The following is a 14,641-nucleotide window of genomic DNA, read 5'->3' on the forward strand; positions in this document are numbered from 1 at the left end:
GCAAGAAACTTTTATTGAGCGGTCGTAAGTGCTTAGTGGGCAGCGTCCCAGTTTAGACCTTGTCCAACTTCAACCACAAATGGCACTGAAATCTCTAATACAGATTGCATCACTTCAGCAATTTGTTTTGAAAGTTCATCTGCGATTGCGGCATCAGCCTCGAATACCAATTCATCGTGCACCTGTAGCAAGAGCTTGGCTTGATCTTTAGGTAGCATTTTATCGACTGCGATCATGGCCAACTTAATGATATCCGCCGCGCTGCCTTGTAGTGGCGCATTGATGGCCGCACGTTCAGCCGCTTGTTTGATCATTTTATTGCTGGCCATAATGTCGGGTGTATATAAACGACGACCTAAAATGGTTTCCACAAAACCTTGTTCGCGTGCAATTTGGCGCGTGCGCTCCATATAATCCAATACACCCGGATAACGCTGGAAGTAACGTGCGATATAGCTACGCGATTCTTCACGGCTAAAGCCGAGCTGACGGGTGAGACCGAATTCAGACATGCCATAGAGTAGACCAAAGTTCACCGCTTTGGCTTGGCGGCGTTGATCATTGGTGACATCTTCAATGGCAATTCCAAGTACTTCAGCAGCGGTACGACGATGTACATCCTGACCTTGCTGGAAGGCGTGCACTAACGCATCATCTTGAGAGAAATGTGCCATCAAACGTAGTTCGATTTGTGAATAATCGGCAGCCAATAGCACACGACCCTCAGGTGCAATGAAGGCTTTACGAATTTGACGACCAATTGGGGTGCGGATTGGAATGTTTTGTAAGTTTGGATCAGTGGAAGACAAACGTCCAGTTGCAGTTAAGGCCTGATGGTAGCTGGTATGTACACGATGCGTTGTATCATGCGATTGTTCAATCAAACGATCGGTATAGGTATTTTTCAGTTTTGCCAAGCTGCGATGTTCAAGAATCACTTCCGCCAATGGATGTTCGATTTTTTCTAAAATACTTTCACTGGTGCTGTATTGGCCAGTCGCAGTTTTCTTGCCCCCTTTGAGTCCGAGCTTTTCAAACAGCACCTCGCCGACCTGTTTGGGTGAAGCGACATTAAAGGCTTCACCTGCCAATTCGGCTGCTTGAGCTTCAAGGCTCTGTATGGTTTTAGAGAATTCAACACTGAGTTGATCAAGGAAAGCGTGATCTAACTTAATGCCATCTTCTTCCATGCCCGTAAGGACACGTGCGACAGGCATTTCAATATTATGTAGAATATTGACCAGTTCTGGATGGGCTTTCAGTTTTGCTGCGAGTACTTCATACAAACGATAAGTGACATGTGCATCTTCAGCGGCATAATGCGCTGCGACTTCAAGCTCAATCTGATTAAAGGTTTTTTGTTTGGCCCCTTTACCTGCGATTTGTTCAAAGGTCGTGGTCAAATGGCTGAGATAAAGCCGAGCAACGTCATCCATACCATGTCGCGTTGCCGCAGCATTCAATACATATGAAGCCAGCATGGTATCAAAATACCAACCTTGAAGGGTAATACCGTGATTGGCAAAGATATGTGCATCGTATTTAAGATGATGACCAATTTTCCGGACTTGCTCATTCTCAAGAATCGGTTTGATTTGAGCAAGAATCTGTTCGCGATTGAGCTGTTCAGGTGCACCTTCATAATCGTGGGCAACAGGAACGTAATAAGCATCTTTGGCATCAAACGCCACCGAGAAACCGACCAGTTCAGCAAAACGATAATCCAGATTGGTGGTTTCTGTGTCAATCGCAAAATGATCGGCCTGCTGCATACGTTGCAATAAAACATCCCAATCTTGTTGATTCAGGACGGTATGATAGGTAGCTTCACCGAGTTGATCATCTTGGCTAGACAGATTGGCATGATCTTCGGTAACCACAGGTTCCGCTTTTTGTTCCGCTTTGGCAATACTTTGAGAGGTTTGTTGATAAGCAGAACTATTCGGATTATTTGGATGGTCTAATGATTGTAATTGGTTACGAAATTCTAATTCGGTATAGAGATCACGTAACTGATCTACATTTGGGTTGGATAGTTTCAGGTCATGCCAATCCAAAGCAAGATCGAGATCACAGACAATACTGGCCAATTGATGGTCAACTTTGATATTGTCTACATTATCTTTAATATTCTGGCTGAGTTTACCTTTGAGCTGATCAGCATTGGCAATGATATTGTTGAGTGTGCCGTATTCATTCAACAGCTTTGCCGCTGTTTTTGCACCAACGCCAGGAACACCCATAATACCGTCAGACGCATCGCCCATGAGGGTCAGATAATCAATGATTTGATGTGGATGGACTCCAAATTTTTCAAAAACGCCAGCTTCATCTAAAACACGTTCTTTAAAACTGTCTTCGAGTTTGACATGTTCATTGACCAACTGCGCCATGTCCTTGTCACCTGTCGAGATGAGGACATGATGACCTTCAGCCAAAGCACGTTTGGTTAAAGTCCCAATAATGTCATCCGCTTCTGCACCCGCAAGAAAATACAAGGGAATCCCTTGTGCTTTGATCAAGGCGTGCAGATAAGGAATTTGTTGTGACAATTCCTCAGGCATGCTTGGGCGATCACCTTTATAGATTGGCGATAATTTATGACGAAAGGTCGGCTCTGGTGTATCAAAAATCACAGCCATATGTGTCGGTTGGGTACGACGCATCAGTTTTTGAATTGCTGAGATTGCACCCCGAATGGCATTGGTATGTAAGCCAGTCGACGTGGTTAATGGAGGTAAGGCGTGAAAAGCACGAAATAAAAAATAAGACCCGTCAACCAAGACAAAAGGTGGCATTGCGCAAATCCTAATTATAAATTACTCGGTATTTTACGTGAAAAAGTGGTGGCTGTCTTATCTGAACTGGACGCAGAGCGGCTGCTTGTGTGGTTTAAAATTTGCAGTATTTTGTATGTAACAATACCTGCCTATCTAGTGATCAAGTAAGATAGCCGCAATGAAGCTGTCATAATTGATATAAGTCTATGTATAAAAAAGACAAACAGGGACTCATTGTTGTTTTAATTGGCTTGACCGTGTTGCTTGCGGCTGCAATTGCATTGAAGTGGCAAGGCACAATTGTTGCTGCTGGCATTGGATTGACCGTTGTTATTGTGCACGTTCTGTCAGAAATACATCAACGTTTGTCTCAGCTTGAACAGACCGCACCGAGCGATTTTGTGCAGACAGCAGGCATTGGTCTACAAAAAATTGTGATATACAGTGCGGCACTCATCGCGCTATTTGCCTATGCCAATACATGGATGTGGCTTGCGGGTGGGGCGTTATTGGTATTGCTTTTGTGTTTGGTTCAAACCATTAGTACTTTTCAAACCCGATTGCTGCATTTAGAGCAATATGCAACCCAATCAGCACGCCTTGATATTTCAACTCAAACTCAACAACAGGCTCCAAGTACTGATGAATCTGTTGAATTAGTTGAAACAACAGCTTCAAACACTTCTCACTTTGAACAACAATCTGCTTGGATGCAGGCTCAACCTGAATCAGTTCAAAGTCCAATACTTCAGAACTGTAGCTCTGCTGCCCATCCTTCTGAGCCAAAACATCCAGCTTGGTGGCAACCTGCACTGGACTGGATGATACACGGTAATCCAATTCTCCGAGTTGCCGTTGCAGTCCTTATGGTTGGCGTGGTGTTGTTGTTACGTTTTGCCAGTGAACATTGGCAACTCAGCCTCGGCGTGAAACTGAGTTTTATAGCAGTTGCAGGTGTCGTCACTACTGCTGCTGGCTATTTGCTGCAAAAGAAAAATCAATTATTTGCAGTCGCTCTACAAGGTGTAGGGCTAGCGGTGATCTTCTTAACCTTGATTTTCTCACACCACTTCGCTGTCATTGCCAGCTTAGCTACGGCCAGTGTTTTATTTGTGATTTTATTATCGGCGACAGTCTATCTGAGTTTAAAGCAACAAGCCTTATATTTAGCGATGTTGGCTTTAACCATGGCCTATCTAGCGCCCTTGGTGATTCCACAAAATCATCCTGATGTGATTTTCTTGTTTGGCTATTATTTTGTCATTAACTTGGCCGTGGCAGCGTTGAACTTTATTCAACCTTGGAAAATCCTGCATCAGATTGCGTTCTTTGCCACTATGTTTATTGGTGGGGCAACAATTGGGATTTATGCCAAGACCACGCAGTTTGATACTTTGGATATCATTCTCTGGTTACATATGGCGTTATTTATTTGGCTCAGTATTCGTTATAGCCAACTGATGTTACGTGCTCAAAATACGCAGCAACAAACAGCTCAGCCCCCTGAACGTTTACAACCGATTTTAGATGTTGGTCTGATTTTTAGTGTGCCTGTATTGGGCTTTTCGCTACATGCTTATTTAATGCATAACTCGACGCAAGCCCTCACTTGGGGTGCGGTTGCACTTGCGATTGTCTATATCAGTTTAAATATCTGGATTAAACGCCAGCATCCACAATTATCAATCTTGGCAAAAAGTTTCTTTATTCTGGCTGTGGTCTTCGTTGCCTTGATTTTCCCACTGGCCAAAGGGGCACATTGGACTTCAACAGGCTGGGTAATTCAGGGAACGGCACTGATTGTCTGGGGCGTGACTGAACGATATCGTTTAAGCCGTTATGTTGGTGTGGCATTGGTGTTATTAAGCTCAGTGGCATTACTGTTCCAAGTTTGGTCAAATGATCATTTCCCAATTTTAAGTACCGCGATTTTTGCACTTGCTCAATTTATTTCGGCCTTTTACTTATTACATTACCAAGAAGTCGAGAAGTATTTCAGTGCACGCATGCTGAGTGGTGTATTTCTGGTACTTGGCCTATATTCAGGCGCGATTGCAGGGGTTGAATTTCGACATTGGCAAGGGCATGGTTTGAGCCCTTATCTAATGATTGCAAGTGGATTACTTGCAGTTTTTAGTCTTGTAGTAAAGCGTTATGCACGAACCCAATGGGGTGCTTTGCAGCTATTATTTGTTGGTGCACTGGTTGCGTTGGCTTATGTTGAAAGTTTCGCCGTAAATATTTATCAGCAATTACATTGGCCAACAGGTTTACAGCAAGCAAAGTTTTCTGTGGCAACGATTATTTTGGCTTCTATTGTTATTGATGTCGATCAGCGTAGATTTGGGATTTGGGCAACGATTTTTTGGCTCAATTTAGCGATTATAGGTTTGGCTTTTTTCCCAATTATGCCATTGATTGGTTTTGCCATAATTCCAGTATTTTTTGCAATCTTTTTATTTGCTACTAAAAATACTCAGCTGTTACAGCAATCTCCTGTTTGGTGTCTTAGTTTATTGTGGCTTGTCTTAGTCAGTCTAGATCTGCATTCAGCTGAGCAATATTATTACTTACCTTTACTTAACTTCACTGACTTACTGTCTTTACTGGTGTTTGCAGGTCTGATCTGGGTGATTTATCAGCATGACTTTAGTACAGAGCGTTCGATGGAATGGGGCTTTAAAGTCACCACGATTCTCATTGGCTTGTTGGTGTTGAGTAGCGTGGTGGTGCGAGCCATGCACCATTATTTGGGAACACCATTCTGGAGCGCAGCAATTTGGTCGAATGGTGATGTGCAACTTAGTTTGACACTGCTCTGGGTGATCTTGGCCTTTATCCTGATGACCTTTTCCAGTCGCCGCCACATCCGACAAATCTGGTTTGTCGGTGCAGCTTTGTTAGGCATTGTGGTAGCGAAACTGTTGTTATTAGATTTATCGCAAAGCGGCACCTTAACCCGTGTGATTTCATTTATTGGTTCTGGTGCGGTCATGTTGGTGATTGCTTATCTAGCGCCATTGCCACCTGCATTAAGTGAAACCAAGAAAGAAAGTTAACTCTCTTTCTGTTCTTTTTTAAGTTCTTTTTGATTGGCATATTGATCGACTTCATCATTCTCTAAAGGGAGGGGTCGATCAATCAGACCCATTTTCGGTACGGGAATTTCGATCTGATTTTCCAGAAAGCCATTACGAATGCGTTCCTGCATTTCATCGCGGACTTTGAGTGAGTTTTCTTGACGACACCATACGGCAAATAACAGCTCAATGGAGGATTCTCTAAAAGCCGTCACTGTGACGGTGGCTTTGGGATCGTCCATCACCAGCGGGTATTTGGCTGCCACTTCTAACAGTACATGTCGCACTTTAATAATGTCTTCATGGAAGTTAATCGCCAAGGTGATTGGAATACGCCGTATCGGGTATTTGGATAAGTTCATCACAGGGGTTCGGATCAATTGTTCATTCGGTAAACGAATATAGACATTATCGAGTGTGAGCAATTTAACCGAAAGTAAATCAATTGAAATCACTTCACCTTCGATGGTCTGACCTCGAATTAAAGTGATTTGAATGGTATCACCGACTTCAAAAGAGCCTTCACCAATTAAAAATAAGCCACTGATCAAGTTACTGGCAGAGGTTTGCGAGGCAAAACCCAAGGCAACCGTTAAGATCCCAGCTGCACCTAAAAATACACTGAGCTTAAAGCCTGCTTCTCTAAGGCTGGTCATAATGAACAGCAAGAAGATGAAGTAAAAAATACCTCGACGCCATAACAGGCGTTGGTGGGCATTAAAGCGACTGCCTACCGTGCGGATAAAGGCATTTGAAACCAAACGTGCAATCAGGAAGCCGATGAAACATAAAATAATCGCGACCACGATTTCACTAAGTCGCTCAAAGTTAATGTTGGTGAACACACTTGTTAGGCTGCCAGCAACATCTTTGGGAATATTTGAATTTGGCATGGCAACCCCTTAAAAGAATGAATCGAACATATTAAATAAGGTGCTCCCTGGGGCGCGGGGTGGATGCACATAAATCACTTCACCCGCAGGGCTTGGCGTTTTGTTTTCAATTCGGATACGTGCGGGATGATCGGTACCTTCGTAATAGACTTTGATTTGTGAGGTCCATAAGCGACCTGTACTCTCACTATAAAATAAAGGCAGTGCAGGGACGGGCACATTCATCCGGTCAAAGCGTAACTGGTGATGACTAGTATTGTGGAATTCAATCGGTGTCACTGCTCGGAAAGCACGTGGTTTAAGTAGATTCAAATCAATACGGCCATCGACAGAAGTAGCATAGCAAATCTCGCCATTCTGCGGATCTTTACCAAACCATGTGTCCTTGGGTTGAATCACAGGGATATCAAATAAAGGTTCAGAGAGCCCATCCACCATCCCTGCAATCCATAATGGCGTACTGATATATAAGGTGCCGCGTTGACCCGCAGGAATATAAATTGGATCAACTGGTCGAATCACCACCGAACGATCAGCCAAACGAGGCATCAAATGAAAGCTACTATTGGTCTTATGAAACATATAGCGTTCAATTTTTGCTGGGGGCGGCATGGCAAACTCAGTATCGTTCAGGATTTTCCATTGCTGCTCGTAGTCGTGCTGAGATTGTGGGCGATGATATTCCAAACGCCACTCTTTAATTCCGCGTGTCAGACGAAACAGTAATGAACCGAATTGCCAAGCTTTGGTTTGCTGGATTTCAAATTGTTGTTCGCCCCACCATTTCAAAGTATTGGAATGTGGCGCTTCATATTGATTATTTTGAGACAAGATGCAAAATTCCTGTGTGAGTATGCTAAACAGACTTCACGCTGTAATCTGCTTAGAGTACACTCACTGCTTTCTTTTATCATTATTTGTGTGATGCAAATACTTAAACAAATACAAATTCCTTATAGTTTCGCTAAACGACATGGCGTTTTGTTACGTTATGAAGGCGATCAAGTTTTTATTGTACGACGCAAGGACACCGCGCGTATTGCTTTGCAGGAAGCTCGTCGAATTTTGGGGAAATCAGCTCATGATCAACTTTGTACTGATCAAGAGTTTCATGCCTTATTGAGTTCCAGTTATGCAGGGGATACTGGGGAGTCGCAGCAAGTTGCAGCAGGCTTAGAAGATCATCCAGACTTATTAAGCTTGGCAGATCAAGTGCCTGAAGCTGAAGACTTGATGGATCAGGAGGACGATGCACCGATCGTGCGTCTAATCAATGCCTTGTTGTCAGAAGCGATTCGGGTAGGCGCCTCGGATATTCATATCGAAGCCTTTGAGAAAAAACTCTCGGTACGCTTGCGTGTCGATGGACAATTGCGTGAAATTGTACAGCCGCGACGCGAATTAGCACCGTTGTTGGTGTCACGTATCAAAGTTATGGCGAAACTGGATATTGCCGAAAAGCGGATTCCGCAAGATGGTCGTATCTCATTGCGTCTTGCAGGGCGTGAAGTGGATGTGCGTGTTTCGACTTTACCGTCTTCGCATGGTGAACGTGTAGTGATGCGTTTGCTGGATAAGCAAGCAGGGCGTCTAAACATGACCCATTTAGGTTTAATGCAGAACGATTATGAACGCCTAACTCAATTGGTTCATCGTCCACATGGCATTATTTTGGTGACAGGCCCAACAGGTTCGGGGAAAACCACCACCTTATATGCGGCATTATCCGATCTGAATGACAATACTCGTAATATTTTGACCGCTGAAGATCCGATTGAATATCAGTTGGAAGGTATTGGTCAGACCCAAGTCAATACCAAAGTTGATATGACCTTTGCACGTGCGCTTAAGGCGATGTTACGTCAAGATCCTGATGTGGTGATGGTGGGTGAGATTCGTGATCTGGAAACAGCTGAAATTGCGGTGCAAGCTTCTTTAACCGGTCACTTGGTTTTGTCAACACTGCATACCAATACTGCGATTGGTGCGGTGACGCGTCTGAAAGATATGGGAATTGAGCCTTTCTTATTGGCGAGTTCTTTGATTGGGGTCATTGCACAACGTTTGGTGCGAACTTTATGTCCGCATTGTGTCACTTGGCGTAAGGCTGATGATTTTGAGCGCCAAGTGTTCCAGCACCTTAAAGTGGATGAATATATGCAGCTACCAGAGCCGCATGGTTGCGAAAAATGTTCACATGTCGGCTTTAGTGGGCGAACCGCAATTTATGAAATTGTGCCCGTAGATGAATCGATGCGCCGTTTGGTTCATGGCAATGCGGCTGAGTATGAATTGGAAAATCATGCACGTCGTCATGCTGCTTCGATTCGTGATGATGGTTTACTTAAAGTATTAGCTGGGAAGACCACTTTAGAAGAAGTGCTTCGTGTCACCAATGAAGCTGCCGAAGAATAAATAAATTCAGGTATAAAAAAACAGCATGGATCATCCATGCTGTTTTTTTATTGGGAAAGCTGAATGTTTATTCGGTCGTCACAATATTAAAGTTCACATCAATATTGCCGCGGGTTGCATTTGAATAAGGGCAGACAATGTGTGCAGCAGCAACCAATTGCTCAGCTTCTGCCTGTTCCATGCCAATTAAATACACATTTAAAGTCGCTTCGATACCAAAACCATTTGGAATTGGACCAATACCGACTTCACCTTCAACATAGGCATCTTTGGTGATTTTAAATTTATCGCGATTCGCAACAAACTTCATGGCACCTAAGAAACAGGCTGAATAGCCTGCTGCAAACAGTTGTTCTGGATTGGTAACCGCACCACCAGCGCCGCCCATTTCTTTAGGGACGCCTAACTGAACATCTAAAACACCGTCAGAAGAAGTTGCTCGTCCATCACGACCACCCGTTGCTTTTGCTTTCGCACGATACACCACTTTTTCTAAAGACATGATTATTATTCCTGAATAATATTGAATGCAATTAAATCGTACACGATATAAATGAAAAAACAAGTTGCTGTTGTGTAAATTTTAAACTTATTTGTTTAAATTGCTGCGAAGTTCTGAAAGCTGATCTTTTAATGCCAATAGTGTTGTGGGTGAACAGGATGCTGCTTGAGCCAATTGATTTGGAATATCAACCGCTTGTAATTGTAAGGCCTGTCCTTGTGTTGTAAGCCCAATGATCACTTGCCGCTCATCTTTAAGAGAACGTTTACGGCTAATCAAGCCTGCTGTTTCAAGTTTTTTGAGTAATGGTGTAAGTGTCGATGATTCTAAAAATAGCCGTTCACCGATGTCAGAAACGGACAACTGATCCTTTTCCCATAACACCAGCATTACTAGATATTGGGGGTAGGTTAAGCCAAGTGGTGTGAGTAATTGGCGATAAACTTGGTGCAAGGCAAGGTTGGTCGAATAAACCAGAAAACATAACTGATTGTCTAATAACAGTTGTGGATGTTCTTCGCCCATGCAGCCCTCAAATGGTAATTGAATAGGATCAGTATATCGTGGTCTGATCGATTACCTAAGTAGTTTAGGTATCAATTCAAATCAAAAAAGCATAAGCCGTAAAAACTTATGCACTCTAAGCGGTATTTCAACGGGTGCTTACCACAGCTCAGCAATTTTTTTCATCAGTCGCGCTCTATAAATTGCAGTTGGGTTACTGAGGTTATTTTGTGCTTCTAGTTCGAAGTGCTGTTGCCAAGCTTTGATCATGTCTAAGGTCGTCCCTTTTTGTTTAATCACTGCGACATCTTCACGTCGAATATTACTTAATCTTTGTCTTGCACCTTCAGCGCCAGTTCCCCAGCCAATGACCCATTGTCCAAAAGCATTCAATGATAAATTTTGTGGTGTAGATAAAACCTGTGAAGATTGCGTGGACTCATCCCCATCGAGATCAAGCGATGAAGCATGAAGTGGTGCGGTTATCCCCAAAAAAAAGAAAATCAGAATCAATCTAAACATGAATAAAACTTAATAAGAATTAATTGACGATGTTACATCATTCATAGGCCAAAATCGTTTGAGCTTGTTCTACGATGATCAATAATTGGTATTAAATCATGATTCTATAGATCAAACATTTAGAAAATTTGATCATCTCAGTCAGATTACCTCTGGCTGAATGTATTTTATACAATATGCAATTTGAAGTAGAGGATGTAGAGAAGAAAGATTAATAATGGATAATTTTGCGATGTTGCATCAACGGCATTGCCAGACGAACCTGATTTTGTTGTTCAAGGTCAAAGTCGCTGGTGATTAAGCCATGTCCTTCAGTCTCAATGCTTTGCAGAAGTTGACCACGGCTATCAGTAATACCCGCATGTCCCCAAGTTTGACGGTGTTCACCATGCCAGCCTTGTTGCGCTGCACCTAAAACATAGCACTGACTATCCATAGCACGTGCTTGTAAAAGCAATTGCCAGTGAAGTTGGCCTGTGGTGTAAGTAAAAGCAGCGGGGGCGGTTAAAATATTGGCCCCTTGCTGACGTAAAGTTAAAGCCAATTCTGGAAAACGTAAGTCGTAGCAGACCATGAGACCTATATGACCAAAAGGAGTCTTGGCAACCACGACTTGATCGCCTGGCTCGAAGAATTTAGATTCTTGATAACCACCGACTGCATCACCCACTTGTACATCAAACAAGTGGATTTTGTCATAGCGTGCTTCAGTCCCTTCAGGGCTAATACACAGACTCACCGTACGCACACGACCATCTTGAATAACCGAGCCATCTGGACGGAACGGGCATGGGAGTGTACCTGCAATGATCCAGATTTGATAACGATGTGCCAATAGTTCTAGGCGTGCTTGGATACTTTCGAATTGTGCAGCAGTTTCACGTTGTTTCCCTGCTGCAAAACAAACAAAATTCTCTGGGAAAACAATCAGCTCGGCTGCCTGAGCCTTACTTTGCTGGATTAATGACTCAATGACATCGAAGTTTGCTTCAATGTCATTTTGAGAATTCATCTGTGCAACGGAAAGTAAGGTCATAGGGGGATCACGATACTGAGTTTAACGATCAAGCGTTTTGTTTTTGTACGTCGAGATTTAAGCAATCTTGCTCTTTTTGCAATTGCTTAACCAGTGGTTCAAACATATTTTGGTTGTTTTCGTTCAAGCGCATCAGTGTTTTGTGTGCGTCGAGCACGGTATTGAGCATGGCACTATGTGTGACTTGCTCTTCTGTAAGCTCTAGCGTGCATACACTTGGATCACCGCAGTAATTTAAAATCACAAAGACCTGCCCGAGCCCCATACTATTGGCCAAGGTGGTGATATCTGGATTTGTCGATAGCATAACTGCTTGTATGTGATGAGCTTGCTTAAGCTTTAAACCCAATTTTGCCAGTATGCCTAAAACAGTACTGTCAATAAACGTGGTTTCAGTTAAATCAACGATTGCACCAACAACATTTTGCTGTTGTTCAATTCTGTTGAGTAGTTTGTCTAGACTTATACAAGAGTGAGCACGCACTTCGCCAATAAGCTTGAAAATATGCGTTCCGTTCAAACTTGCATATTCAACATGACCTGTTGACATATAAATGCCATTTTCAGAGAAAGGATATAAAATTATCCCATAGTGGTATTGTAGACACAAGTGGTTGCAGCATGTGATTTAATTAAATTATTGATTTTAAAATTAATTCATTCGACGCAAGCTTAAGATTGCAATGTCATCTGCTACATGATCAGGTGCTTTGAAGGAGTCTTTTTGCAAGTGTTCGACCAATTGATTAAACTGATCATTCAAACCTCCATCAAATGGTTCTAAAGCGCCATCAGAACATAAAATAAACCGTGCGTGACGACTTAATCGACAATGATGTTCTTCGACTTCAAGTTCTTCAGTAAGTCCGAGTGGGAAGCTGCTGGTGGTCAATATTTGAGGGGGCTGATTAGGTTCAAAAATAATGGGGGGAGGATAATGCCCCGCACTTGACCAACGAACTTCATGTGTGACCAAGTTTAAGATCCCTGCCACCATGGTAATGTGCTTTTCAATATTTTCTTGCACGAGCATGGCATTCAGTTTCTGGATCAATTGGCTCGGAGTTTTTGAACGACCATGAAATGCAGCCATCCATGAGGTTAAGAGGCTGCTGGTGACGCCATGACCCGATACATCAGCAAGATAGAATAAAACTTCTTCATCATTTAAACGCCAATAATCATACCAGTCACCTGATAAGTAGGCAGAAGGTTGAAAAAAGGATTCAAATTGATAATTGGGTAATTCGATCGGGTTGGGTAACAGGCGTTTTTGTAATTCAGCGGCAGATGGTAAATCTCGACTGTCTTGATTACGTTTGTATTGCGCATCTATTTTAAATAAGGAGTGCACTGGATTTTTAGGCAAACTATCCCACATCCAACCTGCCAAAGCACCTAATTCCCATGCTTGTGCCAGCGCTGCGCCTTCATGTTCAAACGCAAGCACAATTGTAGGGAGTTTCCATTGATATTTTAAAAAATCTTGGACATCTGCAATCGCGATAATGGTTTGATCATACAAATCTAAATCATCAATTTGAATCATCTGCAAACTGGGTAATTCAGTTAAAGCTTGATCTAAACAAGGTATGGAACGCGTGGGTTGAATGAAATACATAGATGAATAGCCAATCCTTTGTATGATCATTTAAAATTCATCATAGATGAAAGATGACCTTGGATATAGTATTGCCAGAGTTTAAATTCTCTGGCAATACATAAGTTTGTAAAACATTATTTTAATTTAATCATTTTTCATCAGAAGAACTGTCATCGACATCATCTGAATCACCAACAAAAGAAACGTCATCTGAATCACCGCGTTTCTCAGCAATCTGGAACGCTTTACGTTGTAAATAAAAGTCTCGGATCATTGAATACTTGTCGCCTTTTAAGCTTTCTTCAATATCAAGAATTTGCGAACGTGCATCAACAGCTTGTAATAGATTAGTTGACCAATAAATACCTTCTTGATCATCTAATAGGTATTTTTGCGGGCGACCGAAACTATCTGCGGCTAAGCCAAAACCATCACGGAATGTACTTGGACCGAAGAAAGGTAACATCACATATGGACCTGATGGAACACCATAATAGCCTAGAGTGACGCCAAAGCTTTCTTCTTCTGTATTTAAACCTAAACGTCGGGCAGGATCGGCAAAACCTAAAGTTGTTAGAGTATTGACGGTAAAACGACCTAAGGTTTTTGCTGCGCGTGTCGGGCGGCCTTGCATGAGCTGGTTAACTGCATTCCAAGGTTCGCCTAGGTTTTTGCGAAATTGACGGTATGGACTACGCACTGGTTCTGGTACTTTAGCAACATATTGGATCGCAACAGGCTTTAATAAGTTGCGGTCTAAAATATCATTAAAGGCATAGATTTGACGGTTTAATGGTTGTAAGGGGTCTTTCACCGAATCAGGCTGTGCTGCATTCGCATTCACTTTTAAGTCATGTTTAGTTAAATGCTTTAAATCTTTGATGGCCTGAATTGTTGAGGTCTTTTGCTCTGCAGTGACTTGGCTTGCTACAGCATTAGCTGAATCGCTGGGAGTTTCTTGTGCGAATACTGATGAACATGCTCCAGCAGTTAACAACCCAAGCAAGATAAAATTTGAGTAATGCATATAAGTCCTTAATCGCTGTGAGAGCGAAATAATACAGCCATTAAAATGATTGCGCTATTGAACGCGAAACATAGAGATGAGCATATAGTTTAGTTGTTCTCTTATTATTAAAACAAATTCGGTCGAAAAATATAAGAAAAATTGTGATTTTGGTTTAAAAATGTTCATTCGAATAAAAATAATAAAAAAGGGGGTTGTGTTGGGAGTGAAATACTGTAGAATGCACATCCATCGGCGGTGATGCAGATAAAAACTTGTTGAGAAACAAGGATTTGGCTA

At 42.4% G+C, this 14,641-nt stretch carries 12 protein-coding genes; 2 read left to right on the plus strand and 10 right to left on the minus strand.

Annotated features, from left to right (window positions below; genetic code table 11):
* Nucleotides 1–32: 32 nt before the first annotated feature.
* The gene (polA, locus tag F957_RS04355) at nt 33–2,798 is read right to left on the minus strand and encodes a DNA polymerase I (RefSeq protein ID WP_016542087.1); all 2,766 of its coding nucleotides are present in this window, start codon (nt 2,796–2,798) and stop codon (nt 33–35) included.
* 188 nt (nt 2,799–2,986) lie between these two features.
* On the opposite strand from polA, the gene F957_RS04350 reads away from it, so the two are divergent.
* Complete coding sequence (locus F957_RS04350) at nt 2,987–5,839, plus strand: DUF2339 domain-containing protein (RefSeq protein ID WP_016542088.1); 2,853 nt, start codon at nt 2,987–2,989, stop codon at nt 5,837–5,839.
* On the opposite strand, the gene F957_RS04345 is transcribed toward F957_RS04350, so the two are convergent.
* Together F957_RS04345 and F957_RS04340 are read right to left on the minus strand one after the other, a co-directional pair.
* Nucleotides 5,836–6,753 (minus strand): mechanosensitive ion channel family protein, encoded by a 918-nt coding sequence (locus F957_RS04345; protein ID WP_016542089.1) that lies wholly within the window; start codon nt 6,751–6,753, stop codon nt 5,836–5,838. The genes F957_RS04350 and F957_RS04345 overlap by 4 nt on opposite strands.
* Nucleotides 6,754–6,762: 9 nt before the next feature.
* Nucleotides 6,763–7,584 (minus strand): hypothetical protein, encoded by an 822-nt coding sequence (locus F957_RS04340; RefSeq protein WP_004655616.1) that lies wholly within the window; start codon nt 7,582–7,584, stop codon nt 6,763–6,765.
* A 93-nt stretch (nt 7,585–7,677) separates the two neighbouring features.
* On the opposite strand from F957_RS04340, the gene gspE reads away from it, so the two are divergent.
* Nucleotides 7,678–9,168, plus strand: a complete 1,491-nt coding sequence (gene gspE, locus F957_RS04335) for a type II secretion system ATPase GspE (RefSeq protein WP_016542090.1) — start codon at nt 7,678–7,680, stop codon at nt 9,166–9,168.
* 67 nt (nt 9,169–9,235) lie between these two features.
* On the opposite strand, the gene F957_RS04330 is transcribed toward gspE, so the two are convergent.
* From F957_RS04330 to F957_RS04300, 7 genes are all read right to left on the minus strand, one after another.
* Complete coding sequence (locus F957_RS04330; RefSeq protein ID WP_016542091.1) at nt 9,236–9,670, minus strand: organic hydroperoxide resistance protein; 435 nt, start codon at nt 9,668–9,670, stop codon at nt 9,236–9,238.
* A gap of 87 nt (nt 9,671–9,757) precedes the next feature.
* Nucleotides 9,758–10,195, minus strand: coding sequence for a MarR family winged helix-turn-helix transcriptional regulator (locus F957_RS04325; RefSeq protein ID WP_016542092.1), 438 nt, complete (start codon nt 10,193–10,195; stop codon nt 9,758–9,760).
* Nucleotides 10,196–10,333: 138 nt separating this feature from the next.
* On the minus strand, nt 10,334–10,696 hold the full coding sequence (locus tag F957_RS04320; RefSeq protein ID WP_016542093.1) for a DUF4951 domain-containing protein: 363 nt from the start codon (nt 10,694–10,696) through the stop codon (nt 10,334–10,336).
* A 211-nt stretch (nt 10,697–10,907) separates the two neighbouring features.
* Nucleotides 10,908–11,732, minus strand: coding sequence for a carbon-nitrogen hydrolase family protein (locus F957_RS04315; protein ID WP_016542094.1), 825 nt, complete (start codon nt 11,730–11,732; stop codon nt 10,908–10,910).
* A 28-nt stretch (nt 11,733–11,760) separates the two neighbouring features.
* On the minus strand, nt 11,761–12,282 hold the full coding sequence (gene gigB / locus F957_RS04310) for an anti-anti-sigma factor GigB (protein ID WP_016542095.1): 522 nt from the start codon (nt 12,280–12,282) through the stop codon (nt 11,761–11,763).
* Nucleotides 12,283–12,384: 102 nt separating this feature from the next.
* Entirely contained in the window at nt 12,385–13,353 is a 969-nt protein-coding gene (gene gigA / locus F957_RS04305) for an RsbU family protein phosphatase GigA (protein WP_016542096.1), read from the minus strand.
* 130 nt (nt 13,354–13,483) lie between these two features.
* On the minus strand, nt 13,484–14,362 hold the full coding sequence (locus F957_RS04300; RefSeq protein WP_016542097.1) for an MlaA family lipoprotein: 879 nt from the start codon (nt 14,360–14,362) through the stop codon (nt 13,484–13,486).
* Nucleotides 14,363–14,641 lie beyond the last annotated feature (279 nt).

It is taken from the genome of Acinetobacter gyllenbergii CIP 110306 = MTCC 11365, from assembly GCF_000413855.1.
GTDB lineage: Bacteria > Pseudomonadota > Gammaproteobacteria > Pseudomonadales > Moraxellaceae > Acinetobacter > Acinetobacter gyllenbergii.

Excerpts from the sequence above, each read along its gene's own strand:
- polA (WP_016542087.1), bottom strand. The coding sequence starts at position 2,798 with ATGCCACCTTTTGTCTTGGTTGACGGGTCTTATTTTTTATTTCGTGCT.
- F957_RS04350 (WP_016542088.1), top strand. The coding sequence starts at position 2,987 with ATGTATAAAAAAGACAAACAGGGACTCATTGTTGTTTTAATTGGCTTG.
- F957_RS04345 (WP_016542089.1), bottom strand. The coding sequence starts at position 6,753 with ATGCCAAATTCAAATATTCCCAAAGATGTTGCTGGCAGCCTAACAAGT.
- gspE (WP_016542090.1), top strand. The coding sequence starts at position 7,678 with ATGCAAATACTTAAACAAATACAAATTCCTTATAGTTTCGCTAAACGA.
- F957_RS04330 (WP_016542091.1), bottom strand. The coding sequence starts at position 9,670 with ATGTCTTTAGAAAAAGTGGTGTATCGTGCGAAAGCAAAAGCAACGGGT.
- F957_RS04325 (WP_016542092.1), bottom strand. The coding sequence starts at position 10,195 with ATGGGCGAAGAACATCCACAACTGTTATTAGACAATCAGTTATGTTTT.
- F957_RS04320 (WP_016542093.1), bottom strand. The coding sequence starts at position 10,696 with ATGTTTAGATTGATTCTGATTTTCTTTTTTTTGGGGATAACCGCACCA.
- F957_RS04315 (WP_016542094.1), bottom strand. The coding sequence starts at position 11,732 with ATGACCTTACTTTCCGTTGCACAGATGAATTCTCAAAATGACATTGAA.
- gigB (WP_016542095.1), bottom strand. The coding sequence starts at position 12,282 with ATGTCAACAGGTCATGTTGAATATGCAAGTTTGAACGGAACGCATATT.
- gigA (WP_016542096.1), bottom strand. The coding sequence starts at position 13,353 with ATGTATTTCATTCAACCCACGCGTTCCATACCTTGTTTAGATCAAGCT.
- F957_RS04300 (WP_016542097.1), bottom strand. The coding sequence starts at position 14,362 with ATGCATTACTCAAATTTTATCTTGCTTGGGTTGTTAACTGCTGGAGCA.